This is a genomic window from Sphingobium fontiphilum (genome assembly GCF_014196635.1).
Classification (GTDB): Bacteria; Pseudomonadota; Alphaproteobacteria; order Sphingomonadales; family Sphingomonadaceae; genus Sphingobium; species Sphingobium fontiphilum.
In genome coordinates this window covers 84,763-111,469 of sequence record NZ_JACIEB010000009.1, presented here as the reverse complement: position 1 = coordinate 111,469, position 26,707 = coordinate 84,763, and the positions used below count along the sequence as shown (strand labels likewise).

The 26,707-nt window shown below is 64.6% G+C and carries 27 protein-coding genes and 2 tRNA genes; 10 read left to right on the top strand and 19 right to left on the bottom strand.

Annotated features, from left to right (window positions below):
• Positions 1–72: 72 nt before the first annotated feature.
• Positions 73–411: a P-II family nitrogen regulator gene (locus tag GGR44_RS15940; RefSeq protein WP_183956471.1), complete on the bottom strand. Its 339-nt coding sequence runs from the start codon at positions 409–411 to the stop codon at positions 73–75.
• A gap of 242 nt (positions 412–653) precedes the next feature.
• Positions 654–1,484 (bottom strand): type I methionyl aminopeptidase, encoded by an 831-nt coding sequence (gene map, locus GGR44_RS15935; protein ID WP_183956470.1) that lies wholly within the window; start codon positions 1,482–1,484, stop codon positions 654–656.
• A gap of 89 nt (positions 1,485–1,573) precedes the next feature.
• Between map and GGR44_RS15930 the strand changes: the two genes are divergently transcribed.
• Positions 1,574–2,335: a competence/damage-inducible protein A gene (locus tag GGR44_RS15930; protein ID WP_183956469.1), complete on the top strand. Its 762-nt coding sequence runs from the start codon at positions 1,574–1,576 to the stop codon at positions 2,333–2,335.
• Positions 2,336–2,355: 20 nt separating this feature from the next.
• On the opposite strand, the gene GGR44_RS15925 is transcribed toward GGR44_RS15930, so the two are convergent.
• The 3 genes from GGR44_RS15925 to folK all read right to left on the bottom strand — a co-directional run bounded on the left by GGR44_RS15925 (position 2,356) and on the right by folK (position 3,438).
• Positions 2,356–2,757 carry a hypothetical protein gene (locus GGR44_RS15925; protein ID WP_246344719.1) on the bottom strand — a complete coding sequence of 134 codons (402 nt, stop codon included), beginning with the start codon at positions 2,755–2,757 and terminating at the stop codon, positions 2,356–2,358.
• Positions 2,758–2,815: 58 nt separating this feature from the next.
• Positions 2,816–2,891 (bottom strand) — tRNA-Lys (locus GGR44_RS15920).
• 43 nt (positions 2,892–2,934) lie between these two features.
• Entirely contained in the window at positions 2,935–3,438 is a 504-nt protein-coding gene (gene folK / locus GGR44_RS15915) for a 2-amino-4-hydroxy-6-hydroxymethyldihydropteridine diphosphokinase (RefSeq protein WP_183956468.1), read from the bottom strand.
• Positions 3,439–3,461: 23 nt separating this feature from the next.
• On the opposite strand from folK, the gene GGR44_RS15910 reads away from it, so the two are divergent.
• A complete protein-coding gene (locus tag GGR44_RS15910) occupies positions 3,462–4,115 on the top strand; it encodes a uracil-DNA glycosylase (RefSeq protein ID WP_183956467.1) in 654 nt (217 codons plus the stop codon).
• A gap of 10 nt (positions 4,116–4,125) precedes the next feature.
• Here the strand turns inward: GGR44_RS15910 and GGR44_RS15905 are convergent, their stop codons facing one another.
• The 5 genes from GGR44_RS15905 to GGR44_RS15885 form a co-directional block, all read right to left on the bottom strand.
• On the bottom strand, positions 4,126–4,458 hold the full coding sequence (locus tag GGR44_RS15905) for a PilZ domain-containing protein (protein ID WP_183956466.1): 333 nt from the start codon (positions 4,456–4,458) through the stop codon (positions 4,126–4,128).
• Positions 4,459–4,557: 99 nt separating this feature from the next.
• Entirely contained in the window at positions 4,558–5,127 is a 570-nt protein-coding gene (gene pth / locus GGR44_RS15900) for an aminoacyl-tRNA hydrolase (protein WP_183956465.1), read from the bottom strand.
• A gap of 93 nt (positions 5,128–5,220) precedes the next feature.
• Positions 5,221–5,832, bottom strand: a complete 612-nt coding sequence (locus GGR44_RS15895; RefSeq protein WP_183956464.1) for a 50S ribosomal protein L25/general stress protein Ctc — start codon at positions 5,830–5,832, stop codon at positions 5,221–5,223.
• Between the two features lie 119 nt (positions 5,833–5,951).
• A complete protein-coding gene (locus tag GGR44_RS15890; RefSeq protein ID WP_183956463.1) occupies positions 5,952–6,842 on the bottom strand; it encodes a TraB/GumN family protein in 891 nt (296 codons plus the stop codon).
• The gene (locus GGR44_RS15885) at positions 6,839–7,744 is read right to left on the bottom strand and encodes a TraB/GumN family protein (protein ID WP_183956462.1); all 906 of its coding nucleotides are present in this window, start codon (positions 7,742–7,744) and stop codon (positions 6,839–6,841) included. Before GGR44_RS15885 ends, GGR44_RS15890 begins: the two co-directional genes overlap by 4 nt.
• Before the next feature lie 136 nt (positions 7,745–7,880).
• On the opposite strand from GGR44_RS15885, the gene GGR44_RS15880 reads away from it, so the two are divergent.
• The 4 genes from GGR44_RS15880 to GGR44_RS15865 all read left to right on the top strand — a co-directional run bounded on the left by GGR44_RS15880 (position 7,881) and on the right by GGR44_RS15865 (position 14,171).
• The gene (locus tag GGR44_RS15880) at positions 7,881–8,753 is read left to right on the top strand and encodes a glycine--tRNA ligase subunit alpha (protein WP_183956461.1); all 873 of its coding nucleotides are present in this window, start codon (positions 7,881–7,883) and stop codon (positions 8,751–8,753) included.
• Positions 8,753–11,155 carry a glycine--tRNA ligase subunit beta gene (gene glyS, locus GGR44_RS15875; protein ID WP_183956520.1) on the top strand — a complete coding sequence of 801 codons (2,403 nt, stop codon included), beginning with the start codon at positions 8,753–8,755 and terminating at the stop codon, positions 11,153–11,155. Before GGR44_RS15880 ends, glyS begins: the two co-directional genes overlap by 1 nt.
• A gap of 147 nt (positions 11,156–11,302) precedes the next feature.
• Entirely contained in the window at positions 11,303–14,005 is a 2,703-nt protein-coding gene (gene ppdK, locus GGR44_RS15870) for a pyruvate, phosphate dikinase (protein WP_183956460.1), read from the top strand.
• 89 nt (positions 14,006–14,094) lie between these two features.
• Positions 14,095–14,171, top strand: a tRNA-Arg gene (locus tag GGR44_RS15865).
• Positions 14,172–14,309: 138 nt separating this feature from the next.
• Here GGR44_RS15865 and GGR44_RS15860 read toward each other — a convergent pair.
• Positions 14,310–15,896 (bottom strand): M28 family metallopeptidase, encoded by a 1,587-nt coding sequence (locus GGR44_RS15860; protein ID WP_183956519.1) that lies wholly within the window; start codon positions 15,894–15,896, stop codon positions 14,310–14,312.
• Between the two features lie 202 nt (positions 15,897–16,098).
• Between GGR44_RS15860 and GGR44_RS15855 the strand changes: the two genes are divergently transcribed.
• The gene (locus GGR44_RS15855; protein WP_183956459.1) at positions 16,099–18,966 is read left to right on the top strand and encodes a M16 family metallopeptidase; all 2,868 of its coding nucleotides are present in this window, start codon (positions 16,099–16,101) and stop codon (positions 18,964–18,966) included.
• Between the two features lie 29 nt (positions 18,967–18,995).
• Complete coding sequence (locus tag GGR44_RS15850; RefSeq protein ID WP_183956458.1) at positions 18,996–19,298, top strand: hypothetical protein; 303 nt, start codon at positions 18,996–18,998, stop codon at positions 19,296–19,298.
• Positions 19,299–19,397: 99 nt separating this feature from the next.
• Here GGR44_RS15850 and pal read toward each other — a convergent pair whose 3' ends face one another.
• From pal to GGR44_RS15820, 6 genes are all read right to left on the bottom strand, one after another.
• Positions 19,398–19,910 (bottom strand): peptidoglycan-associated lipoprotein Pal, encoded by a 513-nt coding sequence (gene pal / locus GGR44_RS15845; protein WP_183956457.1) that lies wholly within the window; start codon positions 19,908–19,910, stop codon positions 19,398–19,400.
• Positions 19,911–20,014: 104 nt separating this feature from the next.
• The gene (gene tolB / locus GGR44_RS15840; RefSeq protein ID WP_183956456.1) at positions 20,015–21,337 is read right to left on the bottom strand and encodes a Tol-Pal system beta propeller repeat protein TolB; all 1,323 of its coding nucleotides are present in this window, start codon (positions 21,335–21,337) and stop codon (positions 20,015–20,017) included.
• Positions 21,334–22,296, bottom strand: a complete 963-nt coding sequence (locus tag GGR44_RS15835; RefSeq protein ID WP_183956455.1) for a cell envelope biogenesis protein TolA — start codon at positions 22,294–22,296, stop codon at positions 21,334–21,336. The genes tolB and GGR44_RS15835 overlap by 4 nt, the downstream gene beginning before the upstream one ends.
• Before the next feature lie 22 nt (positions 22,297–22,318).
• The gene (tolR, locus tag GGR44_RS15830) at positions 22,319–22,783 is read right to left on the bottom strand and encodes a protein TolR (protein WP_183956454.1); all 465 of its coding nucleotides are present in this window, start codon (positions 22,781–22,783) and stop codon (positions 22,319–22,321) included.
• Positions 22,784–22,817: 34 nt separating this feature from the next.
• Entirely contained in the window at positions 22,818–23,522 is a 705-nt protein-coding gene (gene tolQ / locus GGR44_RS15825) for a protein TolQ (protein ID WP_183956453.1), read from the bottom strand.
• On the bottom strand, positions 23,519–23,986 hold the full coding sequence (locus GGR44_RS15820; RefSeq protein WP_183956518.1) for a YbgC/FadM family acyl-CoA thioesterase: 468 nt from the start codon (positions 23,984–23,986) through the stop codon (positions 23,519–23,521). The genes tolQ and GGR44_RS15820 overlap by 4 nt, the downstream gene beginning before the upstream one ends.
• Positions 23,987–24,166: 180 nt before the next feature.
• Here GGR44_RS15820 and GGR44_RS15815 point away from each other — a divergent pair, with 180 nt between their 5' ends.
• Both GGR44_RS15815 and GGR44_RS15810 read left to right on the top strand, forming a co-directional pair.
• Positions 24,167–25,045 (top strand): 3-hydroxyacyl-CoA dehydrogenase NAD-binding domain-containing protein, encoded by an 879-nt coding sequence (locus GGR44_RS15815; RefSeq protein WP_183956517.1) that lies wholly within the window; start codon positions 24,167–24,169, stop codon positions 25,043–25,045.
• A gap of 9 nt (positions 25,046–25,054) precedes the next feature.
• Positions 25,055–26,065, top strand: a complete 1,011-nt coding sequence (locus GGR44_RS15810; RefSeq protein WP_183956452.1) for a LacI family DNA-binding transcriptional regulator — start codon at positions 25,055–25,057, stop codon at positions 26,063–26,065.
• Here the strand turns inward: GGR44_RS15810 and GGR44_RS15805 are convergent.
• Complete coding sequence (locus GGR44_RS15805) at positions 26,053–26,373, bottom strand: hypothetical protein (RefSeq protein ID WP_183956451.1); 321 nt, start codon at positions 26,371–26,373, stop codon at positions 26,053–26,055. The genes GGR44_RS15810 and GGR44_RS15805 overlap by 13 nt on opposite strands.
• A gap of 100 nt (positions 26,374–26,473) precedes the next feature.
• On the bottom strand, positions 26,474–26,668 hold the full coding sequence (locus tag GGR44_RS15800) for a hypothetical protein (protein WP_183956450.1): 195 nt from the start codon (positions 26,666–26,668) through the stop codon (positions 26,474–26,476).
• Positions 26,669–26,707 lie beyond the last annotated feature (39 nt).

Here is a 26,707-nt window from a genome sequence, read left to right as displayed (position 1 = left end):
GGGAAGGTGATTGCTTGACTATTACCCTGCGTCCGCCAGCCACCGCCGCCGACCGCAAAATGGAAAATTTCCTCAGATCGCGTCGCTGTCGCGCTCGCCGGTGCGGATGCGGACCGCCTGTTCCACCGAGGAAACGAAAATCTTGCCGTCGCCGATGCGGCCGGTCTGGGCGGCGGCGCAGATGGCTTCGACCACACGGTCGGCCATCATGTCGTCGACCACGACCTCCAGCTTCACCTTCGGCAGGAAATCGACGACATATTCGGCGCCGCGATAAAGTTCGGTATGCCCCTTCTGGCGGCCGAAACCCTTGGCTTCGGTGACGGTGATGCCCGATACGCCGACTTCGTGAAGGGCTTCCTTCACTTCATCCAGCTTGAACGGTTTGATGATCGCTTCGACTTTTTTCATCGCTCTTCTTTCAACCCCAGTCGCACCCTGGCGCTCAGGGCCTTGTGGCCCCTTCCGCCGGTTCTCCCGGTGACGTTCGGCCTTGCCCCCAAAACCGCCGACGCCCCGTTAACAATCAATTACCGTGCCAATCAACGAATCGCCACAACCTGCATCGGCCATGCGCCATTCTTTGTCCATATTGCCCGCATTTCGTGCAATTTCCTGTCGCGCTGCCTCAATTTTGGGCACCTTCCGCACGGTCAGCCGACATAGGGCGGCGCGTCCAGGCCAGTGGGGCTTTTGGTGAAGATCTCGCAGCCCGTTTCGGTGATTCCGATCGAATGTTCGAACTGGGCGGACAGGGTGCGGTCGCGGGTCACCGCCGTCCATCCGTCCTCCATCAAGCGGATGCCGGGCTTGCCGATGTTGATCATCGGTTCGATGGTGAAGAACATGCCGGGGCGCAGTTCCGGCCCCGTGCGGGGGCGGCCGACATGCACCACTTCGGGGCTGTCGTGGAACACCTTGCCCAGGCCATGGCCGCAAAAGTCGCGCACCACGCCGTAACGATGTTTTTCGGCATGAACCTGAATGGCGTGGCCGATGTCGCCCAGATGATTGCCCGGCCTTGCCTGTTCGATGCCCAGCATCAGGCATTCATAGGTCACGTCGATCAGGCGGCGCGCCTTGATGGAGGTTTCGCCGACAATATACATGCGGCTGCTGTCGCCATGCCATCCGTCGACCTGCGGCGTCACGTCGATGTTGAGGATGTCGCCTTCCTTCAGGCGATAGTCGCCCGGAATGCCGTGGCAGATGACGTTGTTCAGGCTGATGCAGCAACTGTGCGTGTAGCCGCGATAGCCCAGCGTCGCGGGCACGCCGCCGCCCGCCAGCGTCATGGAACGGACGATGTCGTCCAGTTCCTGCGTCGATACGCCCGGCACGACATGGGGGACCAGCGCGTCGAGTATCTCGGCGGCGAGGCGCCCGGCCCGGCGCATCCCGGCAAAACCGGCTTCGTCATACAGTTTGATCGCGGTGGATCGTGAAATCGGCGCGTCGGCCGTCATCGTCATATATTCGGTCATGGCGATGACTATAGGAGGGGCGGGCGGATATTGCGAGGGGGCCGCGCGGCCCCTTTGCAGGATCAGCGCCAGCCGCTATGGGCGATGGCATGGGAGCTCGGGAACGCATCTGGACCGCCGCGCTGATTGTCATCGGCGACGAAATATTGTCGGGCCGGACGCAGGACCGGAACATCGCCCAGATCGCGAGCTGGCTGAACGTGCAGGGCATTCGCCTGAGGGAAGTGCGCGTCGTCGCGGACGACAGCGACGCCATTGGTGAAGCGGTCAACGCCCTGCGCGCGCGCAACGATTATCTGTTCACCACCGGCGGCATCGGTCCGACGCATGACGACATCACCGTCGACGCCATCGCCATGGCGCTGGGCGTGGGGGTGGAGGTCCATCCGGCGGCGCGAGCGATGCTGGCGGGCTATTATGAAACGCGCGGCGGACTGACGGAGGCGCGGCTGCGCATGGCGCGGGTGCCCGCGGGCGCGGACCTCATCGAAAACCGCATGTCGGGCGCGCCGGGCATTCGCCTTGGCAATATCTTCATCATGGCGGGTGTGCCGCACATCACCGCCGGGATGCTGGAGGCGCTGACCGGCACGCTGGAGGGCGGCGCGCCGCTCTTGTCCGCGCAGATCGGTTGCTGGGTGGCGGAGAGCGAGATCGCCGACCTTTTGAGCGAAGCCGAGCGGAGCCATGACGGGTGCCAGATCGGCAGCTATCCTTTTTTCCGCGAAGGCCGGGTGGGCGCCAATTTCGTCGTCCGATCAACCTCGCAGGCGGGACTGGACGCCTGCATGGCCGATTTGAAGGCGGCGCTGGAAAAGGCCGGCTGGCCCACGATCGCCGGCGGCATCTGATCGGAGGGGCGGGCGAGCGATCAGGGGTTCAGCAAGACCCCGGTGACCGAACCATTGCGCACCGAGCAGACGAAGTTGACGTCGCCCTGCGTATCGCCAACCACGCCTTCGACCTCCCAGCCGGTGGACATGGGGCGGGCATAGGATTGGCCGATGACCTTCGCCGAAGCGCTGAGCTGGCCCGCCGCACGGGCGCCACAGGCGTCGCGGGCGGCGGCGGTGGAGGCAATGCCGCCCTGCCGGTCGTCGGCATAGGGATATTGCTTGGCCTCGCGCTCCGCCTGACGATCAGCCGCGATGTCGGACGCAATCGCCGCATCCACCGCCCGGCGCAGATCCCGCTGGCTCTGGGCCTGTGCATCGCCCGGCGCGGCCATGGAGGCCGCCAACAACGCCATCATCATCGAAGCACGCATCATCATCTTTCTCCCTGAACCGGAAGATAGGCCGGTTGGCGATGGCGCGCAACGATGGAGGAAGTGGTGAGTCCAGCTGGGTTCGAACCAGCGACCTACTGATTAAAAGTCAGTTGCTCTACCGACTGAGCTATGGACCCACTTGCCGGGTGCGGCTCCCCCTAGAGGCGGTGGGGCGCGGGGTCAAGTTTTGCGGTGCGGCTTTTGCAGGCGATGGTGGAGTTGGCGGACGGACAGGCCGCTGATCGGATCGCGCCAGTCCGGTGCGATCCGGCAGAGCGGCGCCAGCACGAAGGCGCGCGTGGCGAAGGCGGGGTGGGGGATGGACAGATGCCGCCCCCTTTTCCGGCCGCCCGACCACAGCAGGATGTCGATGTCCAGCGTTCGGGCGCCCCAACGGCGATGGCGGCGGCGGCCAAAGCGCGCCTCAATGGCGTGGATCAGCGCCAGCAGGGCGGATGGGGGCAGCGGGCTGGCCAGGATCAGCGCGCTGTTGGCGTAACGCCGTGCCGACGGGCCGAGCGGCGGTGTGATGATGGTTGGCGCAACCGCGATCACAGTCCCGCCCTGTCTGGCAAGCGCCTCCACCGCCGCCGGGAGGATCGCGCGCGGCGACAGGCGGGCGCTGATCGGCCGATTCGATCCCATGGACAGGGCATAGAGATGGGCATGGCTTGCGAAGGTCATGCCGTGCGGCCTATCGGGGCGGGATGATCCTGCAAAGCCCCTTCGCATCGGGCGCGCCGCCGCGCGATTGCCTGCTCTGTCCGCGCATGGTGGAATTGCGGGCGCAATGCCGCGCCGAGCATCCCGACTGGTGGAATGCGCCGGTGCCCGGCTTTGGCGACCCGCAGGCGCGGATCGTGATCGTCGGTCTGGCGCCTGGGCGCATGGGCGCCAACCGCACGGGTCGCCCGTTCACCGGCGATGATTCAGGCGTGGCGCTGTTCGCCGCGCTGGCGAGGCAGGGGTGGGTCGAGGGCGATTATCAGGGGCATGGCGACGATGGAGTCACGCTGCGCGGCGTGGCGATCCTCAATGCGGTCCATTGCCTGCCGCCGCAGAACAAGCCCACGCCGGAAGAGGCGCGCAATTGTCGTCCCTTTCTGGACCGCGCCATAGAGGCGCTGCCGCAGGCGCATATTTTCGTGGCGCTGGGTGAAATCGCCCACCGGTCGACTGTCAAGCTGCTGGGCGGCAAGCTGCCCAAGGCGCGCTTTGCCCATCTGGCCGAACATCGGATGCCCGATGGCCGGGTGTTGATCGACAGCTATCATTGCTCGCGTTATAACCGGAATACCGGGCGGCTGACCGACGACATGTTCGACGCCGTGTTTGCACGGGCGGCGACATTGGCCGGTTGATCCACGCGGATCAGAGCATGGCCCTGACCGTGATGCTTTTGGTCCGCACCGGCCTTTCGCGGATGACGCGCAAGGGCTCGACCGCCCGGCTGAGCAGGATGCCGCACTGATCGACGCCCAGCCAGATGACCGTGCCAGTCCTTTCCAGCCCATCGGCGATCAACGTCACGCGGGTGCCGACCGGCGGCGGATAGCGGCTGTCGAGCAGGGCGCCATAGCGCGAAATGTCGACGATGTTGACGGGCTGATTCATTCCGTCCCATAGCAGCCGTCCGTTGATGTCGGCGACATATCGGGGGTCGCGGCGGCGCTCCGTCCGGCCGTTCCATTGCTTGTCGGGCATTGCATTCTCCCAGTTTCCCCCCGGGACTGCTTCAATGTGCGGGCCGGATATTGCGTGAGCGTGAAGGGATGGGGTTAACGGGCGCAGGCCGCGGCGCAATCAGCCCGTCGTGCGCAGCGCCACGTCGTTCATGAAGCGCGCGTCGTCGCCCGCAGCCAGCCAGGGCGCCTCCGCGCCGATGGCGCCCAGCATGTCGGTCAGCGCGTCCTGCTCGCTCTTGTGATAATTGCCGAGCACATAGCCATGCACCCGGTCCTTGTGGCCCGGATGGCCGATGCCGATGCGCACGCGGCGGAAATCGGGGCCGATATGCGCGTCGGTGGAGCGCAGGCCATTGTGCCCGGCCGTGCCGCCGCCGCGCTTCACCTTCACCTTCATGGGGGCAAGATCGAGTTCGTCGTGAAAGACGGTCACGTCCTGAGGCGTCAATTTGTAGAAGCGCATGGCCGCGCCGACCGAGCGGCCGCTTTCGTTCATGAAGGTTGCGGGTTTGAGCAGGATGACCTTCTCCGTCCCGATCCGCCCTTCCTGCGTCCAGCCCTGAAACTGCTTCTTCGCGGGCGAGAAACGATACATGTCGGCGATGACATCCAGCGCCATGAAGCCGACATTGTGCCGGTGCAGCGCATATTGCGGACCGGGATTGCCAAGGCCCACCCACAATTGCATCGCGCGTCACTCCCCAAAAGAAAAATCCCGCCCGCCGGGTAGGCGGACGGGATGAAAATTACCAGCCGCAATGGCGGCGGGCCGGTCGGGCTATCAGCCTTCGGCCGACGCTTCGCTGTCGCCTTCGGCGCTCTTGAGGCCCTTGGGCGCAACGATGGTCGCCAGCGTGAAGTCGCGGTCGTCGATCGCGGTCTTCGCGCCCTTGGGCAGGGTCACGGCGCTGATGTGGATCGAATCGCCAATTTCGAAGCCCTTGAGGTCGACCACGACATCGTCGGGGATTTCGGCGGCGTCGACGATCAGTTCGACGTCATGGCGAACGATGTTGAGCACGCCGCCCTTCTTGAGGCCCGGCGAGGCGGCTTCGTTCTCGAAGCGGACGGGCACGTTGACGTGCACGGTCGCATGTTCGGAAACGCGCAGGAAATCGGCGTGCAGCGGGCGATCGGTCACCGGGTGGAAGGCGACATCCTTGGGCAGGGTGCGGACGGTCGCGCCGTCGACTTCGACCATGATCACCGAATTGAAGAAGTGGCCAGTGCCCAGCAGCTTGTTCAGCAGCTTTTCTTCGACGTGGATCGACTGGGGTTCTTCATTATTACCGTAAATGACGGCGGGTACGCGGCCCTCGCGGCGGAGAGCGCGGGAGGCTCCCTTGCCTGCCCGATCGCGAACCTCGGCCGACAGCGTAAGCTGCTCGCTCATTGCTTGTCTCCAAAGTTGAAATGGTTGTTCTTTCCCGCAACGCCTCCAGGGATGACCATCACGGGGAGCGCGGCCTTTAGCAGAAAAGGGCTGGAATGCAAGCCTTGGCGCGGGTGGCCCTATTGCACCCGCGTCACCGTGTAGCCCTTGGCCCGCAACAGGCCGATCAGGTTGTCGCGTCCTGTCAGATGCCCCGCCCCAACCGCGATGAACGGGCGGCCCTTCATCGGTTCGATGGCCTTCACCCAATCGCGGTTGCGCGCGACCAGCACGGCTTCCTCAACCAACGGGTCGGGCTGTTCGCCGACCTGATCTTCCCTGGCGATCGCGTCCATATCGCCTTTCAGCCAGGCCTTGAGGATGCGGTCATAGAGGCCGCGCATATCCTTTGCCTCATGCACGGTTTGCGAGAGCATCCGGCGCTGGGCGCTTTCGGGCAGCGTGTCGAAGGCGGAAAATTGCCGCTCCACTGTCTCCAGCCCGCCAATCGGCTTGCCCGCCTGTTTGAAGGTAGCGATCAGCGCGGGTTCGACGCCATTATCCTGACTGATCTTCAGCGCCTGTTGCGAGGCGGAGGAGAGCAGCATCGCCGCCGCCCAGCTTTCATAGCCCGACAACAGCCCGGTGGTCGTGCCGCCGCTGGCGACGATAGCGGCAAGGTCAGCCTTGTCCGCTTCGGGCACGCGCGCCTCCAGCGGGGGCAGGTTGGGGCTGCGGCCCATTTGTTCGAACAGGGTCAGAGTCTTGACCTCATCCTGTAAATCGGCGGCCTCCAGCACCAGCCGGTCGGATTGGGCGATGGCGTCGCGGATGGCGGGCGTCTGCCACTCTATGCCGTCGGGCAGGACATGGATGGTGCCGAACAGCGTGGCGTCAAGGTCGCCGCGCTGCACCCGCCACATGGCGGGGCCGTCCTTGGTCGCCGGGGGCGCTTCGGGCTGGCTGCCGCAAGCCGCCAGCAGCGACAGCGCCAGCAGGGAAAGCAGCCATTGGCCAAGCCGCATCGTCATTTCGTCACCCTTTTCGCGCGCAGTTTGAGCGCCTTGATCTGATCCTGAACGCTGCCCTTGCCGGCCAGATGCCCCGCGCCCACGGCGACGAACACGGCGCCGGGCCGGTCCAGCCGCGCCTTGATCCATTGCGCCCAGCGCGCATTGCGCTGCGTCAGCAGCCGGTCGGCCAGTTCGGGCGTGGTTTCCAGCGATTCGTTCATTTCCTTCGCCAGCACATCGGGCCGCCCCTTTGCCCAGCTATCGATCATCCGGCCGAAATCGGCCTCCGCCCGTGGCAGGTCGTCCACGGTGGCGTTGAGGAAAGCGACCTGCTGTTCCATCGGCAGGTCGTCGAAAAAGCCGATCTGTTCCGCCACCGTCTCCAGCGCGCCATGGGGCTTGCCAGCTTCCTTTGCCGCCCTGGTCAGCACCGCCTCGGCGCCGCTGTCCTTGCCGTAACCCAGTTTTTCCAGCGGCTTGAGCGACAGGGTGACGGCCACCATCCAGGGTTTGAACAGGTCATAGACCTGCACCGGCAGGTCGTTGGCCGCCATCGCCGCCTGATAGCGCGCGCGCGCCTGCGGCTCCAGCCGGTCGGACAGGCGGATATTGTCGGTCGCCAGCGCCTTCTGCCCCATGATCGCCGCCATTTCCTGCGGATCGTCGGGGACGACGATCTCCGTCACCAGTTCGTCCGCGCCGTCGAACGCCCGGCGAACCGGGCCGTTGAACCAGTCGATGCCGGGTTTCAGCACATGGATGGTGCCGAACAGATAGATGCGCGTGTCGGCATCCTGCACCAGCCAAAGGGCGGGGCGGGCCGGTTCCGGCGCGCGCGCAATGGCCGGCGTCGAGAGCGCGGCGCCCGCCAGCAGCAGAAGGGCGGCGGCAAGCGCCCGCGCGTTTTTCCGAATGGACATAGGAGGCACCATGCGGATCAGGGGAGCGGGGGGCAAGACCCTTAACCCTCTTCATCGCCGCACTTATGCTTGACCATGGCCCCCCGCACCGCCTAGTCGCGGCCCGACAAAACCGTGATTTTCGCAAGGACCATTTGTGGCGACCAGCAACGCGCTTTCCTTTCAGGACATGATCCTGACCCTGCATCGCTACTGGAGCGAGCGGGGCTGCGTCATCCTTCAGCCCTATGACATGGAGGTGGGCGCGGGCACCTTCCATCCGGCGACGACGCTGCGCGCGCTGGGGCCGGACAAGTGGAACGCCGCCTATGTCCAGCCCAGTCGTCGCCCGACCGACGGCCGCTATGGCGAAAACCCCAACCGGCTCCAGCATTATTACCAGTATCAGGTCATTATGAAGCCCAGCCCGGCCGATTTGCAGGACCTGTATCTGGGCAGCCTGATCGAAATCGGCATCGACCCGCTGGTCCACGACATCCGCTTTGTCGAGGATGACTGGGAAAGCCCGACGCTGGGCGCATGGGGACTGGGCTGGGAAGTATGGTGCGACGGGATGGAGGTGAGCCAGTTCACCTATTTCCAGCAGATGGGCGGTTTCGACTGCAAGCCGGTGGCGGGTGAGTTGACCTATGGGCTGGAGCGGCTCGCCATGTATATTCAGGGCGTCGACAATGTGTACGACCTGCGCTTCAACGACGCGGGCGTCAGCTATGGCGACGTGTTCCTGGAAAATGAAAAGCAGATGTCGAAATGGAATTTCGAGGTCGCCGACACCGACAAGCTGTTCCGCTGGTTCAAGGATTGCCAGGCCGAATGGCAGCAGTGCATCGACAATGACGTTCCGCTCGCCGCCTTTGAACAGGCGATCAAGGCCAGCCACACGTTCAACCTGTTGCAGGCGCGCGGTGTGATCTCCGTGCAGGAACGCGCCAGTTATATGGGGCAGGTGCGCGACATGGCGAAGGGTAGCTGCGAAGCGTGGATGAAGACCAACGGGTGGGCCCAATGATGCGCGATTTCCTGCTCGAATTGCGTGGCGAGGAAATCCCCGCGCGGATGCAGTTGAAGGCGTCGGACGATCTGGCGCGGCTGTTCACCGAGGAACTGGCGAAGGCCGGGCTGAAGCCCGCCGCCATCGAGAGCTTCGTCACGCCCCGGCGGCTGGCGCTGATCGCGCGCGGCCTGCCGATGGAAACGGCGGCGGTGAGCGAGGAGTATAAAGGCCCGCGCACTTCGGCCCCGGCGCAGGCGCTGGAGGGCTTCCTGCGCAAGACCGGGCTGACCCAGGACCAACTGGAGGATCGCGACGGCGTGTGGTTTGCCGTGGTCAACCGGCCCGGCCAGCCGACCGCCGATGTGCTGACGCAGGCGGTGCCCGCCATTGTTCGCGCTTTTCCCTGGCCCAAATCCATGCGCTGGGGCGCGGCGAGCCAGACGACCGAAAGCCTGCGCTGGGTTCGGCCGTTGCAGGGCATTGTCGCGCTGCTGGGCGGGGACGTGGTGCCGATGGAGATCGACGGCATCGTTTCGGGGCGCGAGACGGTGGGCCATCGGTTCCATTCGACCGGCGCGATCAGCATCGATGGCGCCGATGATTATGCCGCAAAGCTGCGCGCCGCCCATGTCATCGCCAGCCATGAAGAGCGGCAGGCGGTGATCGCGGAAAGGGCTGCAGCGGCGGCGGCCGCCCATGGCTACAGCGTGATCGAGGACAAGGGGCTGGTCGCGGAAAATGCGGGGCTGACCGAATGGCCGGTGCCGCTGCTGGGCGATTTCGACCCGGCGTTTCTGGATGTTCCGCCTGAGGTTATTCAGCTAACGCTTCGGATAAATCAGAAATATTTCGTGCTGCGCGACGGGGAAGGGAAACTGGCCCCGGCGTTCATCTGCACCGCCAATATCGAGGCGAAGGATGGCGGCGAAGCGATCATCGCGGGCAACCGCAAGGTGCTGGCCGCGCGCCTCTCCGACGCCCGTTTCTTCTGGGAACAGGACAAGAAGACGAAGCTGGAAGATCACGCGAAGAAACTGTCGCGCATCACCTTCCACGAAAAGCTGGGCACCGTCGCCGACAAGGTCGAGCGGGTGGCGAAGCTGGCACGATGGCTGGTGGAAGAGGGCATCGTTACCCCCGCAACCGTCACGCCAGCCACCACCGTCACCCCAGCGAAGGCTGGGGTCTCAGGCGGCAGCGCGCCAACGCCTGAGATGCCAGCATTCGCTGGCATGACGAAGGAGCAACTGGCCGACCTCGCCGAACAGGCCGCGCATTTGTGCAAGGCCGACCTCGTCACCGAAATGGTTGGCGAATTCCCTGAACTTCAGGGGCTTATGGGCGGCTATTACGCCCGCGAGGAAGGTCTGGACCCGCAAGTCGCTGACGCCATCCGCGACCATTACAAGCCGGTCGGGCAGGGCGACGACGTCCCCACTGCGCCGGTGACGGTGGCGGTGAGTTTGGCGGATAAGCTGGATAGCCTTTTCAACTTTTATTCAATTGGTCAGGAACCAACTGGTTCAAAAGACCCGTTTGCGCTTAGGCGCTCCGCCTTAGGTGTCATTCGCTTGATCCATGAAAATGGATTAGAGATTTCACTTAAACGTGTGTTCGAGCGTTTACGATGGATACTTGAATTCCAATTGCTGGCGGCAACAGATTCGTCAGAATATCCTGAGCTGCACGATCATGGTGATGAAAACTACAACTTCGATACGGAGGAGGGTTATGACGTTATTCGGTATGGTGATAAGGTAATTTACCGAGTTAAAAGTCCTGATCGTCCGACTATTTTTAGATTTGACGATTATGGTAATTTTGAAGCTACTATTAAACGTCTCCTCGACTTCTTCGCCGACCGCCTCAAGGTTCAGCAGAAGGAAGCGGGCGTCCGGCACGATCTGATCGACGCGGTGTTTGCGCTCGGCGGCGAGGACGATCTCGTCCGGCTGCTCGCCCGCGTTCATGCGCTCCAGTCCTTTGTCGCGACCGATGATGGCGCGAACCTGCTCGCCGGTTACAAGCGCGCGGCCAACATATTGAAGAAGGAAGCGCCCCACATAATGAGTGCTCCGGCGAAAGCCGGAGCCCAGGGCGACGAGGCGCAATCTGGCCCTGGGCTCCTGCCTTCGCAGGAGCACAATACGCTTTCCTACACCCCTGAACCCGCCGAAGCGGCGCTGCTCGCGGCGCTCGATGCGGCCGAGCCTCTGGCCGCCGCTGCGGTGACGGACGAACGGTTCGAGGATGCGATGGCGGCGCTCGCCAGCCTGCGCGCGCCCATCGACGCCTTTTTCGAACAGGTGACGGTGAACGACGCCGATCCGGCCAAGCGGGCCGCGCGTCTGGCGCTGCTGGCGCGGGTGCGCGACGCGGTGCACGCCGTGGCTGACTTTTCGAAAATTACCGGCTAACGTCGCGACTATTTCGAGACCGTGACGCACATCACGGAGTGAGACAGATTATATCGTATAAGTGGGTGCATTCGTCGCCCATTTGTTGCTATTCATTGTTGCAGCGCACAATGGCGCGCGTAGCATGGGCAGGGAAAGCCGCGAACAATGTTGACGATGGAAGAGGCCAGCATGAACGATACCGCCACCCGTTATGTCTATCGTTTCGGCGGCGGCGTTGATGACGGAGGGAAGGGCGACCGCAACCTGCTGGGCGGCAAGGGCGCGAATCTTGACGGCATGGCCGCCATTGGCCTGCCGGTGCCGCCGGGCTTCACCATCACCACGGAAATGTGCACCCGCTATTATGTCGACGGCGGCAAATATCCCGAAAGCCTGAACGCCGAAGTCGCCAGCGGCATCGCCCATATCGAAGGCATTACCGGCAAGACATTCGGCAACCCTGCCGATCCGTTGCTGGTGTCGGTGCGTTCGGGCGCGCGCGCGTCCATGCCGGGCATGATGGACACGGTGCTGAACCTCGGCCTCAACGACGAAACCGTCGTCGGTCTGGCCGCGACGTCGGGCGACGAGCGTTTCGCCTGGGACAGCTATCGCCGCTTCATCCAGATGTATTCGGACGTGGTGCTGGAACTGGACCATGGCGCGTTCGAGGAGGCTCTCGAAATCGCCAAGGAGGATAATGGCTACAGCCTCGACACCGAAATGACCGCCGACGACTGGAAGGCTCTGGTCGCCGAATATAAGGCGCTGGTGGAAAAGCTGTGGAACAAGCCCTTCCCGCAGGACGTGCATGACCAATTGTGGGGCGCCATTTCGGCCGTCTTCGGTAGCTGGCAGTCGGAACGCGCCAAGGTCTATCGCCGCCTGAACAACATTCCCGGCGAATGGGGCACCGCCGTCAATGTGCAGGCGATGGTGTTCGGCAATATGGGGGAAACCTCCGCGACGGGCGTCGCCTTCACCCGCGACCCGGCGACCGGCGAGAACGCCTATTATGGCGAATATCTGATCAACGCGCAGGGCGAGGACGTGGTGGCGGGCATCCGCACGCCGCAATATCTGACCAAGGCGGCGCGCGAACGGGCCGGGGCCAAGCCGCTGTCGATGGAAGAGGCGATGCCGGAAACCTATGCCGAACTGGCCGGGGTGTTCCAGATACTCGAAACCCATTATCGCGACATGCAGGACATTGAATTCACGGTCCAGCAGGGCAAGCTGTGGATGCTCCAGACCCGTTCGGGCAAGCGCACGGCCAAGGCCGCGCTGAAAATCGCGGTCGACATGGCGCATGAAGGGCTGATTACCGAAGAAGAAGCCGTCGCCCGCGTCGATCCCGCAGCATTGGACCAGTTGCTGCACCCGACGCTCGACCCCAAGGCGCCGCGCGACGTGCTGACCAAGGGGCTGCCCGCGTCGCCGGGCGCGGCCAGCGGCGCCATCGTGTTCGATGCCGACACCGCCGAGCGCCGCAATGAACTGGGCGATTCGGTCATCCTGGTTCGCGTCGAAACCAGCCCGGAGGATATTCACGGGATGCACGCGGCCAAGGGCATTTTGACCGCGCGCGGCGGCATGACCAGCCACGCCGCCGTGGTGGCGCGCGGCATGGGCCGCCCCTGTGTTTCCGGCGCGGGCGGCCTGTCCATCGACAATGCCGCGAAGGTGCTGCGCGTCGGCGGGCGCGAGTTCAGGGAAGGCGACATCATCACCATCGACGGCGCGACCGGCGAAGTGATGGCGGGCGAAGTGCCGACCGTTCAGCCCGAACTGGCGGGCGATTTCGGCACGCTGATGATCTGGGCCGACAAGGTTCGCCGCCTGAAGGTGCGCGCCAATGCCGAAACCCCGCTCGATTGCCAGACCGCCCGCGATTTCGGTGCGGAAGGCGTCGGTCTGTGTCGCACCGAGCATATGTTCTTCGACGCGGCGCGCATCACCGCCGTGCGTGAGATGATCCTGGCCGACAGCGAGAAGGGCCGCCGCTTGGCGCTCGACAAGCTGCTGCCCGAACAGCGGGACGATTTCGCGCAGATTTTCATGGTGATGGCGGGCCTGCCCGTGACCATCCGCCTGCTCGATCCGCCGCTGCACGAATTCCTGCCCCATGGCGAGGCGGAGTTCGAGGAAGTGGCGAAGGCCGCGAGTGTAAGCGTCGATATGCTGAAGCGTCGGGCTTCGGAGCTGCATGAGTTCAACCCAATGCTGGGCCATCGCGGTTGTCGCCTGGGCGTGACCTATCCTGAAATATACGAAATGCAGGCGCGCGCCATTTTCGAGGCGGCCCTTATCGTCAAGCAGCGGTCGGGCGACGCGCCGATCCCCGAAGTGATGATCCCTCTCGTCGCGACCAAGAAGGAACTGGAGCTGATGAAGGCGATCGTCGATCGCGTCGCGGCCGAGGTTTTTGCCGAGCAGGGCGCGTCTGTCGACTATCTGGTCGGCACGATGATCGAACTGCCGCGCGCGGCGCTGAAGGCCGGGGAAATCGCCGAAGTGGGCGAATTCTTCTCCTTTGGCACCAACGACCTGACGCAGACCACCATCGGCATCAGCCGCGACGACGCCGGCCGTTTCCTGACGCAATATGTGGACAAGGGCATATTCGCCCGCGACCCGTTCGTCAGCATCGATGTCGAGGGCGTGGGCGAACTGATCGAGCTGGCCGCCGAGCGCGGCCGGGCGACGCGCCCCGGCATCAAACTGGGCATTTGCGGCGAGCATGGCGGGGATCCGGCCTCCATCGCCTTCTGCGAAAAGACCGGCCTCGACTATGTTTCGGCGTCGCCCTACCGCGTGCCGATCGCGCGTCTGGCCGCTGCGCAGGCGGCTCTGGCGGCCCGTCAATAATTTGCAAAAAGGGGGTTGCCAAGCATGGCGGCCCCCTCTATCTGCCGGGCTCCCAACGGGGCCTGGCGGCCCCGGCCAGAAATGGCAGCGCGCCCGTAGCTCAGCTGGATAGAGCATCAGACTACGAATCTGAGGGTCGGACGTTCGAATCGTTCCGGGCGCGCCAATTCATACAATTACTTAGCGATGAAGCTGGAAGCGGCGCTTGCGACGGTGCAGCGCTGTCGCCCGGCCCCATGGTTTGCCCTTTGCGCACCGAAAAGGGATGCCGTACCGCCAATGCGCGGCGCGGCGCTATGACGCCCTATTTCCTCTCCCGCACGGCCTTGGGTGCTTCAGGGGCGAAGGCGTCTCCGAAGAAATCGCCCTTGAACCAGCGTGGCGCTTCGTCGCCATTGGCGATGGCGCGGGCGATGGCATGGTTGACGCGGGCGAATTTGGCGGCGGCGTCCCAATGGATGGGCAGGTCGGCCTGATCGGACGGCTGATGATAATGGGTGGCGAGGAAGGCTTCGAAGGCTTCCTTGCCCGGCCCGGCAAAGCCGGTCATCAGGAATATCGACGGCACGCCTTCCTGCACGAAGCGATAATGGTCGGAGCGGGTGAACAGCCCTTCGGCGGGCAGGGGGTCAGGCGACAGGGCGATGCCCTGCGCCTGCGCCGCCTGCGCGACGATGGGGCCGAGCGTCGAATGTTCGGCGCCAAACGCCACCATATCCTGAAAATCATAGGTCAGCACCGGCATGTCGAGGTTGATGACGCCGACCAGCTTGCCGCCAGCGGGCAGCACCGGATGCTTTGCCAGATATTGCGCGCCGAGCAGGCCGTCCTCCTCCGCCGTGACGGCGGCGAACAGGATCGAACGACGCGGCCGATCTCCATTTTCCGCGAAGGCTTTCGCCACCGCCATCATCGTCGCGACGCCTGAGGCATTGTCCATCGCGCCGTTGTGAATCTTGTCATCCCCCCTGGCGTCGGGTTTGACGCCCAGATGGTCGAGATGGGCCATCAACAGCACATATTCATGGGCCAGCGCCGGGTCGGAGCCCGGCAAAATGGCGATCACGTTGCTGCTTTGGGCGGTGGTGACGATGCTTGTCCGCTCGATCTTCACCAGGGGCTTGAGCGCGAAACCCCTCGGACGGCCGCCCTTTTTCGACGCCTGAGCATAGATGCGGGCGAGCGTGCGGCCCGACCCCGCCAGCAGGGCTTCTGCCGCCGGGCCATGGACATAGCCGCCGATGCGGATTTCCGGCGTGCGGACATAGGGTTTGCCGTCGCTGTCGATCCAGCTGACGGTGGGCCCGCCCGCCGCCTGTTTCAACCGCTCCCATGGCCGCCGCGCCAGCAGGCTGGGGCTGGGAATGCTGATGAGGCCGATGGCGCCCGCCTGTTGCGCGGCGACGGCCTTTTCAGCGGCCAGATGGGCCGCAACCTCGCTCGGCATGCCGCCGGGCGCGCCGGACAGGGCAACGGCGATCTTCCCGCGCAGGTCAAGGCCCGCATAATCATCGATCTTCTCGCGCGCCGATTGCAGCCCATAGCCGACGAAGACGGCCTGCGCTTCCAGCGTCTGCCGCGTTTCGCGGCCGATGGCGCCGATCATCACGTCGCCTTCATTGGTAAAGCGCCTGCCGCCGATGATGAAGGCGGCGGGCGCGTTCTTGTCGAGATCGGCGACGGCCAGCGTCACAGGCTGCAACCAGTCGCCCTTGACCGCCTGGGTCAGGCCAAGCGCGGCAAAGCGCGCCGCGACATAGTGGGCGGCGATGTCGTAACCGCGCGTGCCGGCGTCGCGTCCTTCCAGCAGGTCGTCGGCGAGGAAGCCGACGTCCGCACGGATTTCTTCGGGCGAGAAGGCGGGCGTTTTTGGGGGCTGGGCGGCGGCCATTCCGCTCAAGGCAAGGGCGAGCAGCGCGACGGAGGCAAAGCGGGCGGATGGCAAGGACGCAACCTCTTGGTTCAAAGGATGATTGGGGGAGAGCAAGCCTATCGCCGCGCTGCGCCCTGTCCAGCGCAAAGCGTATTGCACCGCTAAAACGCCTCGCTATGGTGGGGCGCATAGTCCCAAGTCCGTCGAGAGGCGCCTTTCCATGTCCCTGTTTTCGCTGTCGTCCCGCATCGCCCTGTCGATCGGCCTGTCGCCCCTGGCGCTGATGCCCGCCATGGCGCCCATGGCCCATGCCGCCGCCACACCAACGCCGCCCGCGCCGCTTTCGCAACTCGTCTCCGCCGTCGACATTCCCTATGAGCAGTTCACGCTGCCCAACGGGCTGCGCGTGATCGTCCATACCGACCGCAAGGCCCCCGTGGTCGCAGTGTCGATCTGGTATCATGTCGGATCGCGGCATGAACCGGCGGGCAAGACCGGCTTTGCCCATCTGTTCGAACATCTGATGTTCTATGGCTCGGAAAATGCCGATGGCCCGTTCTTCGGGCGACTGGAGGATATTGGCGCGACCGACTGGAACGGCACGACATGGTTCGATCGCACCAATTATTTCGAAACCGTGCCGACCGGCGCGCTCGACCGCGCGCTGTTCCTGGAATCGGACCGTATGGGCCATTTGCTGGGCGCGGTGACGCAGGTGAAGCTGGATACCCAGCGCGGCGTGGTGCAGAATGAAAAGCGCATGGGCGAGAATGAGCCCTATGGCCTGGTCGAATATGCGCAACTCGCCGCGCTGTTCCCCGATGGCCATCCCTATCGCCATTCGACCATCGGTTCGATGGCGGACCTGAACGCCGCCAGCCTGGCCGACGTGCAAAGCTGGTTCAAAACCCATTATGGCCCGAACAACGCCGTGCTGGTGCTGGCGGGCGACATTGATGTCGCGACGGCAAAGGCGAAGGTGGAACGCTGGTTCGGCAATATTCCGGCCGGGCCCGCGCCGCAGGATGTCGACGCCAGCATTCCCACGCTCGACAAGGATGTCGAGAAGGTGATGAAGGACAATGTCGCCGCCGTCCGGCTCTATCGCAATTGGGTGGTGCCGGGCGTCAATGGCGCCGATTTGCCCGACCTGGACCTCGCCATGTCGATCTTTGGCGGCCTGTCCTCCTCGCGCCTGTCCAACATATTGGTGCGCGATGAGAAAGTCGCGGTGGGCGCGAAGGCCAGCATCCAGCCTTTCGAGAAGGTCAGCATCGCCGAGATCACCGTCGATGTGAAGCCGGGCGTCGATCCGGCCATGGTTGGCAAGCGGCTGGACGAACTGCTCGCCGAATATCTCGCCAAGGGGCCGAGCGCGGACGAGGTTCAACGGGCCGCAACGCAGCAGGTGGCGGGCACGATTTCGGGCCTGGAAAAGGTCGGCGGTTTTTCGGGCAAGGCGGTGACGCTGGCCGAAGGCGCGGTCTACTCGGACGATGCCGCCAAATATAAGGCGAACCTGACCGCTTATGCCGCCGCGACCCCGCAAAGCGTGGGCGACGCCGCGCGCAAATGGCTGGGTCGCCCCGTGTTCCGCCTGACGGTGGAGCCGGGCGAACGGTCGGCGGCGGACAATGCGCTGGCGGGCAACGCCACGCATCGCCCCGCCCATTTCCGCGATCCCGACGCGCCTGCGCCCGTGGCCGCCACACCGCCAGCGCCGACGAAGATCGCCGAGCCCGCCATCGAGCCGGTCGCAGACCTTGAATTTCCCACGGTCGAACATGCCAAGCTGAAGAACGGCATCCCGGTGCTGTTCGCCCGTCGCACGGCGGTGCCCACGGTGCGCGTGTCGGTGTCGTTCGACGCGGGCAACGCCGCGGATGACAAGGCGAAGCTGGGCACAACCGCGCTCGCCACCGCCTTGCTCGACGAAGGCACGAAGAGCCGTACATCGGTTCAGATCGCGCAGGAGCAGGAACGTCTGGGCGCGTCGATCAGCGCGGGCAGCAGCATGGACCGCACCAATGTCGGCCTGTTCGCGCTGAAGCCCAATCTGGGCGGTTCGCTCGACCTGTTGTCTGACATCGTTCGCAACCCCGCCTTTGCGCCGGAGGAAGTGGAGCGTATTCGCGGCCAGTTGCTCACCAGGATCGCGTCCGAAAAGACGCAGCCCATGGCGATCGCGCAGCGCATGCTGCCGCCGCTGCTTTATGGCGGCGCACATCCCTATGGCATTCCCTTTACCGGATCGGGCACCGAAACCGGCGTGAAGGCGGTGACGCGCGGCGATCTGGTGGCTTTCCATCAGAAGTGGATGCGCCCCGACAATGCGACCATCTTCGCCACCGGCGACACCACGCTGGCCGACCTGTTGCCGCAGCTCGAAAAGCGGTTCGGCGACTGGAAGGCGCCCAAGGGTCAAAAGGGCGTCAAGCTGTTCCGCATGGATCGCATGGCCCGGCCGCCGCGCATCGTCCTGATCGACAAGCCGCAAAGCCCGCAGTCGATGATCCTGGCGGGCGTGCTGACGGCGAAGAAAGGGACGGACAATCCGGTCACGCTCCAGACCGCCAATGAAGTGATGGGCGGCAGCACGACGTCGCGCCTCATCATGGACCTTCGCGAGACGAAGGGCTGGGCCTATTTCGCGGGCACCGGCCTGCCCAGCGTTCAGGATACGATCCCGCTGCTCGTCTATGCCCCGGTGCAGACCGACAAGACCGGCGAATCGATTCTCGCCGCGCGGCAGGACATCAGGGATTTCCTGTCGACCAAGGGCGTGACAGAAGCCGAGCGCAACCAGACGATCAACAGCCAGATATTGTCGCTGCCCGGCAGTTTCGAAACATCGTCGGAATTGCTGGGCGCGATGATGCGCAACGCGATGCTGGGCCGCCCCGACAATTATTATGCGACGCTGCCCGCCACCTATCGCGCGATGACCGCCGCCGATCTGGACAAGGCCGCGCGCGAGGCGATCAATGCCGATCAACTGATCTGGGTCGTGGTGGGCGACGCCAAGCTGGTGCGGCCGCAACTTGACGCGGTCGGCTTGCCGGTGGAAACGGGCACGCTGGCTGACTGATTTTCGGCTAAGCGGAAGGAGACAGGATAATGGCTGGAGTCGATGGCGTTTATGATTGCGTCGCCAAGACGCCCATGGGTGACCAGAATGGCGTGCTGACGGTGATCAGCAGCGGCGACCATTTCAACGGCACCTTTGCGGGGATGATGGGGTCGCTCGACGTCAAGGACGGTCAGGTCGACGGCGCCAGGCTGACCTGGAAGATGACGATGACCATGCCCATGCCGATGACGCTGGATTGCGATGCGGAAGTGAACGGCGACGCCATCACCGGCACGCTGCAACTGGGCGCGTTCGGCGCGGCGGCATTCTCGGGCACGCGCAGGGCCTGAACACCGGGTTGAACGGAACGGAAAAGCCCCGCCGGTCGCGTGACCAGCGGGGCATTTCCCCTTTTGGTGGAGGGCGCGGCGGCCCGCCACCCGATGTCATCAATATTGGACGGTCACCGTCACCGCGCGGCGGTTCTGCGCCCAGGCGGCTTCGTCCGAGCCCAGCGCGGCCGGACGTTCCTTGCCATAGCTGACCGTGGTGATGCGACTGGGGTCGATGCCGATGGAGGCGAGATAGTTTTTCGCCGAATTGGCGCGGCGTTCGCCCAGCGCGATATTATAATCGCGGGTGCCGCGTTCGTCGGCATGGCCTTCGATGGTCACGCGCACGGTCGGGTTCTGTTGCAGCCAGGCGGCCTGGCTCTGTAACGTCGCCTGATCCTGCGCATCGACATCATATTTGTCGGTGTCGAAGAAGATGCGGTCGGAAGAGACCGATGCGATGAAATCTTCCTGGCTGCCCTTCACCGGGCCGGTCGGCGTGTAGGAACCGGTCGAACCGGTGGTCGGCGCCGGGCCGGGGGCGGGGGGCAGTTCTTCCGGCGGCTTTTTCGAGCAGGCGGCAAGGGCGAGGACGGCAGCGGCCATCAGGAAAGGACGGGTCCGGATCATGAAAATCTCCTTGAACGAGAATTTGTGCGCCCGCGAAACGCGATCATGCTTGGGTAAGTTCGTTACGCTGTCAAGACGATAAGGTTCCCTGGAACCGCGCAAAATCACGGCAGCAGCGGACCCCAGGCTGGGTCGGAGCCGCTGAGCGGCGTCGGGATGCGCCGTTCGTTCACCCCGGTCAGGTCGACCTGCCACACTTGGCTGTTGCCCTGTCGGCCTGGCGTAGTGCGGAAAAACTGCAGCACGCGGCCATTGGGCGACCAACTGGGCTGCTCGTCCTGCCAGCCATTGGTCAGGATGCGCTCATTCTCGCCGCCCGGCGTCATCACCGCGATCTTGAACTCGCCAGCAATTTTGGTGAAGGCGATCAGGTCGCCGCGCGGGCTCCATTCGGGCGTCGCATAACGGCCGCCGCCATGGCTGATGCGACGCTGGTTGGAGCCGTCCGCATTCATCACATAGATTTGCTGGCCGCCCGAACGGTCGCTTTCAAAGACGATCTGCGTGCCATCGGGCGAATAGCTGCCGCCGACGTCAATGGCGGGCGAATTGGTCAGGCGCTGGGGCGCGCCGCCCTGCGACGAGACGCGATAAATGTCGGTGTTGCCCGCGACCGCCATGGAAAACAGGACATAGCGGCCATCGGGCGACCAGCGCGGGGCGAAGGTCGGGTTGTTGCTTTCGGTCACCAGCCTTTGGGTGCCGGTGCCGATGTCATAGACGAAGATGCGCACCCGGTTGTTGAGATAGCTCACATAGACGATCGACTTGTAATCGGGCGAGAAGCGCGGGGTCAGCGCGATCGATTGGCCATTGGTGATGAAACGGTGGTTGGCGCCGTCCGAATCCATGATGGCGAGCCGCTTGACGCGGTTACCCTTCGGCCCGCTTTCGGCGATATAGGCGATGCGGCTGTCGAAGAAGGGGCTTTCGCCCGACAGGCGGGCATAGATGGCGTCGGCGCATTTATGCGCGGCGCGGCGCCAGTCGCGGGGAGCCACGACATAGCCCTGGCGCGTCATTTCCTGCTTGAGCGCCACGTCATAGAGGTAGCAGCCCACGGTGATGTCGGCTTCCCCGCCGGTGGTGCGGACAAAGCCGTGGACCAGCGCCTGGAACGACGCCCATTTTTCGAACTGGGGGAAGGTGACTTCGGGCAGGGCGACGGCGGGCAGGCCGCCGGGGCCGGACGGGTCGAACAGGCCGGAGCCTTTAAGGTCCGACGCGATCACCTCGGCGATCTTGCGGCCCAGTTCGCTGGCCGTGCCCGCCGGCGTCGCCACATCCTGCTGCGCGGGCAGGGCGGGGACCGCGATGGTCAGATTGCTGTCGATGTCGCCGGTGACGTCGACCGACAACTGGGCCTGCGCCGGAAGGGCGACCATCGCGCTGGCGACCAGCAACGCCCGAATTACAAAGCCTTTCATCGCGCTTTCCTTGCATAGATTCTTAAGGGGCTGAGCCATTTCCACTCATTATGATATTCCGGCGGCAATCCCCTGAAGGGAGAAGCCTGCATGACAGCCTGGACGGCGCGTTCGCGGTAGATTGCGACCTGCGGCCGGTTGCTCGCGGTAATGCCCTGCACGTCGGTGACCTGGGGCGTGCCGATGACGTTGCCCGATTTGTCGAGCTTCACATCCAGAAAGGCGACCAGCAGTTCGACATCCGCGCCCGACGGCAGGCGCAGGTGGCGATAAATTTGTTCGCTGATGACCCGGTCGAGCGCGGCCTTTTGCTGCGGTCCCATCGACGCGGCGGCGGGCGGCGCGGGGGCCTTGCGCGGGGCGTCGGCCTCTGTCTGGATGCCTTTGAGGAAATCATTGCCGAGCAGCGATCCCTTGGGCTTGTCCGCCTTGCCGCTGCCCGATGCCTTGGCCGGCGCTTGCGCCTTGTTCGGCTTGGCGGCGGATTTGGCCGGCGTGGTCGCAGGTGTGGCCTGGGTTTTGGCCGGTGTGGGCTTTGCCTTCGCCGCAGGCTTTGCGGGCGCTGGCTTGGGCTTGACCGCTGGCTTTGCCGGCGTTGGCTTGGGCTTAACAACCGGTTCGGGCTTGGGCGCGGCCTTGGCGGGCGCCGCTTTCGGCTGGGGCGGCGCTGGCGCGGGCTTTGGCGCAGGTTCGGGCAGAGGCGCGGGTTCCGGCTCCGGCGCCGGGGCTGCGTCTTCGGTCGGGCCTCTTTCGGGCGCGACGCTGGGCGGCGGCGGCTCGGTCGAAATCTGTGGCGCCATGGATTTGAGCGCCACTTCGTCGACGATGCTCACATCCATCGGTGGCGATTTGAGCTTCAGCGGGTTGGGCGTCGACAGAAAACCGGCCGAAAGCGCGCCGAACAGCAGGACATGCCCCGCCGTGGCGATTCCCAGACCGATTTTTTCCGAGCGTTCCATCTATGGTCAGACCCTATGAACGCTATTCTGAACCGTCGCTGACGGCGCCATCCTCGGCGGCGCTGCTCACCAGCGCCACCTTGTTCAGGCCCGCGCGGTTGAGTTCGCCCATCACCCGCATCACCCGGCCATAATCGAGCGCGGTGTCGGCGCGCAGGAAAATCTGCGGCGCTTCGGGCTTGCCCGCATTGGCGGACACGATCTCGGCCAGCCGGTCGGGCAGGTCGCTCTGGCTGATCTCCGCCTCGTCAACGAAGATCGCGCCGTCGCGGTCGATGGACACAATGGTCGGCTTGGCGTCCTGGTCCAGCCCCTTGGCCCGCGTTTCGGGCAGGTTGACCGGAACGCCGGTGACCAGCAGCGGCGCCGTCACCATGAAGATGATGAGCAGCACCAGCATGACGTCGACCAGCGGCGTGACGTTGATGTCGGCCATCGGCGCATTCTTGCGCCCGCGCCGACCGGATGGGGGACCGGACATGGCCATCAGCCGGCGTCCTTCGCAATTGTCGCGCGCACCGTCACCGCTGCGTCTCCAGTTCGCGGCTCAGTGTCGCATAAAAGCCGTCGGCAAAGTGCGACAGCCGCGATTCCAGCCGGTTGATGCCATGGCTGAAACGGTTGTAGGCGATGACCGCCGGGATCGCCGCGAACAGGCCGATGGCGGTGGCGAACAGCGCTTCGGCGATGCCGGGCGCAACGACGGCCAGGCTGCTGTTCTGCTGATCGGCGATGGCGGTGAAGGCGCGCATGATGCCCCATACCGTGCCGAAGAGGCCGACAAAGGGTGCGACCGACCCGATGGTGGCAAGGATGTTCAGCCGGTCCGACAGGCGGTCGATCTCCAGCGAGATGGCGCTGGCCATGGCGGTGGACAGGCGGCCGCGCGTTCCTTCGCGGTCGACGCTGCGCTGCGCGGTGGAGCGTCGCCATTCGGTGACGCCCGCCGCCATCACCCTGGCGGCGGGCACTTCGCCCTTGCCGCGCGCTTCATAGAAACGGTCGATGTCCTCCGCCTTCCAGAAGTCGGTTTCGAAGGCGCGGCTCTGCTTGCTGGCGCGGCGCAGCGTGATGCTGAATCCGATGATGATCGCCCAGGTCCAGATGCTGGCCAGTAGCAGGCCCAGCATCACGATCTTCACGACGATGTCGGCCTGAAGGAACAGGGCCAGTGGCGAGAGGGATGCGGCGTCAGCGGCGCCGATCGCGGGAATGGCGAAGTTCATGGGTGGAGGCTTTCCCCTTGGGCAAGGCGTGTGAACAGGTCGATCCAGGCTTTGGGTTGCCGCTGTGGCCGCCCCTGCGGCGTCAGCCAGGCGGCGGTGACATCGGCATCGGTCAATATCTCGTCCCCGCGCATGACCGTCTGATGAATGGCGCACGTCGCGGCGCCCACGGCGGTCACATGGCTGCGGACCAGAAGATCGTCGTCCAGCCGCGCCGGGCGGCGATAGGCGATAGTCACATCCGCGACGGCATAGACGCCAATCCCGCCATCATGGTTCCCGCGCTGATCAATGCCCGCGACGCGCAGCATGTCGGACCGCGCCCGTTCCATGAAGCGCAGATAATTGGCGTGATAGACAAGGCCGGAGAGATCCGTATCTTCGAAATAGACGCGCAGCGGGAAATAATGCACGGCGGCGATGAAGCGGCCAGTCGCCGGCGCGGGCATGTCGATAACGGGCATGGCACGGTCTTTAACCATGGTGCGCGGCGAGCGCAAAGCCGGAATATCGGCGGGCCTCCATCATCCGTCCCCCTATAAGTGCCAGTTGGCCGCAGATCGGCGAAAATCCAAGCATCTTTCGCCCTTGCGCGAAGATCAGCGGGCGTTAGGGACGGTGGCAAGAACATGGAGGCAGTGAACATGGTGGAGATCAAGACCGTCGGCGTGATCGGCGCTGGCCAGATGGGCATTGGCATTGCGCAGGTGTCGGCGCAGGCGGGTTATGATGTGATCCTGTCGGACATCGACCTGCCGCGCGCGGAACAGGGCAAGGCGGGCATCGCCAAGCTGCTGTCGCGCGCCGTCGAAAAAGGCAAGATGGAACAGGCCGAGGCCGATGCTGTCCTGGCGCGCATCACGCCGGCGGGCGAAATCGCGCCGCTGGCCGGCGCGCAACTGGTGATCGAGGCGGCGACCGAGCGCGAGGAAGTCAAGCGCGCCATTTTCGCCAATGTCGGCGCGTTGCTGGCGTCCGACGCGATCCTGGCCACCAATACATCCTCCATCCCGATCACGCGCCTGGCCCAATCGTCGCCGGATGCCGGTCGTTTCATCGGCGTGCATTTTTTCAACCCGGTGCCCGTGATGAAACTGGTCGAGGTCATTCGCGGTCTTGCCACGACTGACGAGACTGTCGCCGCCATCTCCGCCTATGCCGACCGCATCGGCAAGACGGTGGTGCAGGCGTTTGACGCCCCCGGCTTCGTGGTGAACCGCATCCTGCTGCCCATGCTGAACGAGGCGGTGTTCGTGCTGGGTGAAGGCGTGGGCAGCATCGTCGACATCGACAATGGCTGCAAGCTGGGGCTCAACCATCCGATGGGGCCGCTGACCCTGCTCGATTTCGTGGGCCTTGATACGGCGCTCGAAATCCTCAACATCTTCCTCAGCACCACCGGCGATCCGAAATATCGCCCGGCGCCGTTGCTGGTGAAATATGTCGAGGCGGGCTGGTATGGTCGCAAGACCGGCCGCGGCTTTTATGATTATTCGGGGCCGGAGCCGGTTCCGACCCGCTGACCGGCGGTTATGAGCGCAAAGGGCGGTCCGCCCGTCCGCAGCATCATCGACATTGCCCGGCTGGCCGGCGTATCGGTTTCGACCGTGTCGCGCGCCCTGTCGGGCAAGGGGACGCTGACCCGCGCAACGCGGGACAAGGTGCGGGCGGTCGCGGCGGAACAAGGATTTCACCTCAACCAGTCCGCCCGCAATCTGCGCATGGGGCGCACCGGAACCATCGCGGTTCTGCTGCCCGACCATGATCGCGGACGGTCGCTGTCCGATCCGCTGGTATCGACCATGCTGGACTTGCTGGTCGACGCCTTTGCCCGGCGCGGGTGCGGACTGCTGCTGTCGGGCGCGTCGGCCACTGGCGGCGACTGGCTGGCGCAATGGGCGAAATCAGGGCGGGTCGACGGCATCATTGTCATCGGCCAGTCGGACCATGTCGCCCTGTTCCGCAACCAGGATGGCCGCGCCGCGCCGCTGGTCGTCTGGGGCGAACCAGATGCGGAGGGGCGACATATCGCCATCGGGGTCGACAATATCGCTGGCGGCGGAATGGCCGCCCGCCACCTGATCGCCAAGGGACGCCGCCATCTTGCCTTTTTCGGCAGCGTGACTGTGCCGGAATTTGCGGGACGCTATTCCGGCTTTGCGCGCGCGCTGCCCGATCATCTATGGGCGATGCACCAGCATGTGCCCGCGCCCGCGACGCCGGACGGCGCCTATCGCGCCGCGCGTGATTATTTTGCGAGCCACGATCATCCTGACGGCATATTCTGCGCGACCGATGTTATCGCCCTGAGCGTTATGCGCGCCGCGCGGGAGGCGGGGATGGCGATTCCACGCGACCTTTCCATCGTCGGCTTTGACGACATAGCGCTGGCGCAGGCCGCCTGGCCCCCATTGACCACGGTGCGACAGGATTGCGCAAGGATCGCCGAAATGCTGACCGAAAGTCTGTTCGCGCTGATCGACGGGAAAAGGCCGCCGTCTGAACGGCTGGCGCCGCAGTGGATCGAACGTCAGTCTTCGTAGATTGTCTGCCCGCCCGTCGGCGCCGGTTCGATCAGGTCCGCCACGACGGGCGACGGCGGGGCGATGCCGGCGCCCGATGCGGTGGCTGGCGCGGGGTCAACCTTGCTCGGCGGCAGTGCAGCAAGCGGCACGAGCGGACCATTGTAATTATTTGCGGGCGGCGGCGAGGGGGCTGGAACCGCAACTTCGGTCGGGGTTGGCTGCCCGTCCCTGGCTTCCTCTCCCTTTTTACGGGGATGAAAATCGTCGAGCCCCATGACCGCCAGAGGCGCGGCGATCAAAACGGCAATGGCAAAGCGCTTGTACATGGTGGTGCGAGCGAGTCCCGATCAATATTCGTGGCCAGTGGGATAGCCTGAAAAGCTGAACAAAAAGCTGTCGCCCCATCCTCGCGGCGGTCGGCGGCCGTCAATGCCGGTCAAGCTGTTTCAGCAACGCCATCATGTCTTCGGGCATGTCGTCGCGCGCCGGGCGAAATGTCGCGCGCAAGGCATTGCCTACCCCCTGATGACGGGGCGGCGCCTCGATGGACATCAGGGTCGAAGCCGTCGTGGAGGCCCGGTTATCCCGCGTCGTGGCATCGGATTTGCGCAGCGTGCTCATGCCTCTATGAACGGCCGTCGCGCGCAAAAGTTTCTGGCG

Excerpts from the sequence above, each read along its gene's own strand:
- GGR44_RS15940 (WP_183956471.1), bottom strand. The coding sequence starts at position 411 with ATGAAAAAAGTCGAAGCGATCATCAAACCGTTCAAGCTGGATGAAGTG.
- map (WP_183956470.1), bottom strand. The coding sequence starts at position 1,484 with ATGACCGAATATATGACGATGACGGCCGACGCGCCGATTTCACGATCC.
- GGR44_RS15930 (WP_183956469.1), top strand. The coding sequence starts at position 1,574 with ATGGGAGCTCGGGAACGCATCTGGACCGCCGCGCTGATTGTCATCGGC.
- GGR44_RS15925 (WP_246344719.1), bottom strand. The coding sequence starts at position 2,757 with ATGATGATGCGTGCTTCGATGATGATGGCGTTGTTGGCGGCCTCCATG.
- folK (WP_183956468.1), bottom strand. The coding sequence starts at position 3,438 with ATGACCTTCGCAAGCCATGCCCATCTCTATGCCCTGTCCATGGGATCG.
- GGR44_RS15910 (WP_183956467.1), top strand. The coding sequence starts at position 3,462 with ATGATCCTGCAAAGCCCCTTCGCATCGGGCGCGCCGCCGCGCGATTGC.
- GGR44_RS15905 (WP_183956466.1), bottom strand. The coding sequence starts at position 4,458 with ATGCCCGACAAGCAATGGAACGGCCGGACGGAGCGCCGCCGCGACCCC.
- pth (WP_183956465.1), bottom strand. The coding sequence starts at position 5,127 with ATGCAATTGTGGGTGGGCCTTGGCAATCCCGGTCCGCAATATGCGCTG.
- GGR44_RS15895 (WP_183956464.1), bottom strand. The coding sequence starts at position 5,832 with ATGAGCGAGCAGCTTACGCTGTCGGCCGAGGTTCGCGATCGGGCAGGC.
- GGR44_RS15890 (WP_183956463.1), bottom strand. The coding sequence starts at position 6,842 with ATGACGATGCGGCTTGGCCAATGGCTGCTTTCCCTGCTGGCGCTGTCG.
- GGR44_RS15885 (WP_183956462.1), bottom strand. The coding sequence starts at position 7,744 with ATGTCCATTCGGAAAAACGCGCGGGCGCTTGCCGCCGCCCTTCTGCTG.
- glyS (WP_183956520.1), top strand. The coding sequence starts at position 8,753 with ATGCGCGATTTCCTGCTCGAATTGCGTGGCGAGGAAATCCCCGCGCGG.
- ppdK (WP_183956460.1), top strand. The coding sequence starts at position 11,303 with ATGTTGACGATGGAAGAGGCCAGCATGAACGATACCGCCACCCGTTAT.
- GGR44_RS15860 (WP_183956519.1), bottom strand. The coding sequence starts at position 15,896 with ATGGCCGCCGCCCAGCCCCCAAAAACGCCCGCCTTCTCGCCCGAAGAA.
- GGR44_RS15855 (WP_183956459.1), top strand. The coding sequence starts at position 16,099 with ATGTCCCTGTTTTCGCTGTCGTCCCGCATCGCCCTGTCGATCGGCCTG.
- GGR44_RS15850 (WP_183956458.1), top strand. The coding sequence starts at position 18,996 with ATGGCTGGAGTCGATGGCGTTTATGATTGCGTCGCCAAGACGCCCATG.
- pal (WP_183956457.1), bottom strand. The coding sequence starts at position 19,910 with ATGATCCGGACCCGTCCTTTCCTGATGGCCGCTGCCGTCCTCGCCCTT.
- tolB (WP_183956456.1), bottom strand. The coding sequence starts at position 21,337 with ATGAAAGGCTTTGTAATTCGGGCGTTGCTGGTCGCCAGCGCGATGGTC.
- GGR44_RS15835 (WP_183956455.1), bottom strand. The coding sequence starts at position 22,296 with ATGGAACGCTCGGAAAAAATCGGTCTGGGAATCGCCACGGCGGGGCAT.
- tolR (WP_183956454.1), bottom strand. The coding sequence starts at position 22,783 with ATGGCCATGTCCGGTCCCCCATCCGGTCGGCGCGGGCGCAAGAATGCG.
- tolQ (WP_183956453.1), bottom strand. The coding sequence starts at position 23,522 with ATGAACTTCGCCATTCCCGCGATCGGCGCCGCTGACGCCGCATCCCTC.
- GGR44_RS15820 (WP_183956518.1), bottom strand. The coding sequence starts at position 23,986 with ATGCCCGTTATCGACATGCCCGCGCCGGCGACTGGCCGCTTCATCGCC.
- GGR44_RS15815 (WP_183956517.1), top strand. The coding sequence starts at position 24,167 with ATGGTGGAGATCAAGACCGTCGGCGTGATCGGCGCTGGCCAGATGGGC.
- GGR44_RS15810 (WP_183956452.1), top strand. The coding sequence starts at position 25,055 with ATGAGCGCAAAGGGCGGTCCGCCCGTCCGCAGCATCATCGACATTGCC.
- GGR44_RS15805 (WP_183956451.1), bottom strand. The coding sequence starts at position 26,373 with ATGTACAAGCGCTTTGCCATTGCCGTTTTGATCGCCGCGCCTCTGGCG.
- GGR44_RS15800 (WP_183956450.1), bottom strand. The coding sequence starts at position 26,668 with ATGAGCACGCTGCGCAAATCCGATGCCACGACGCGGGATAACCGGGCC.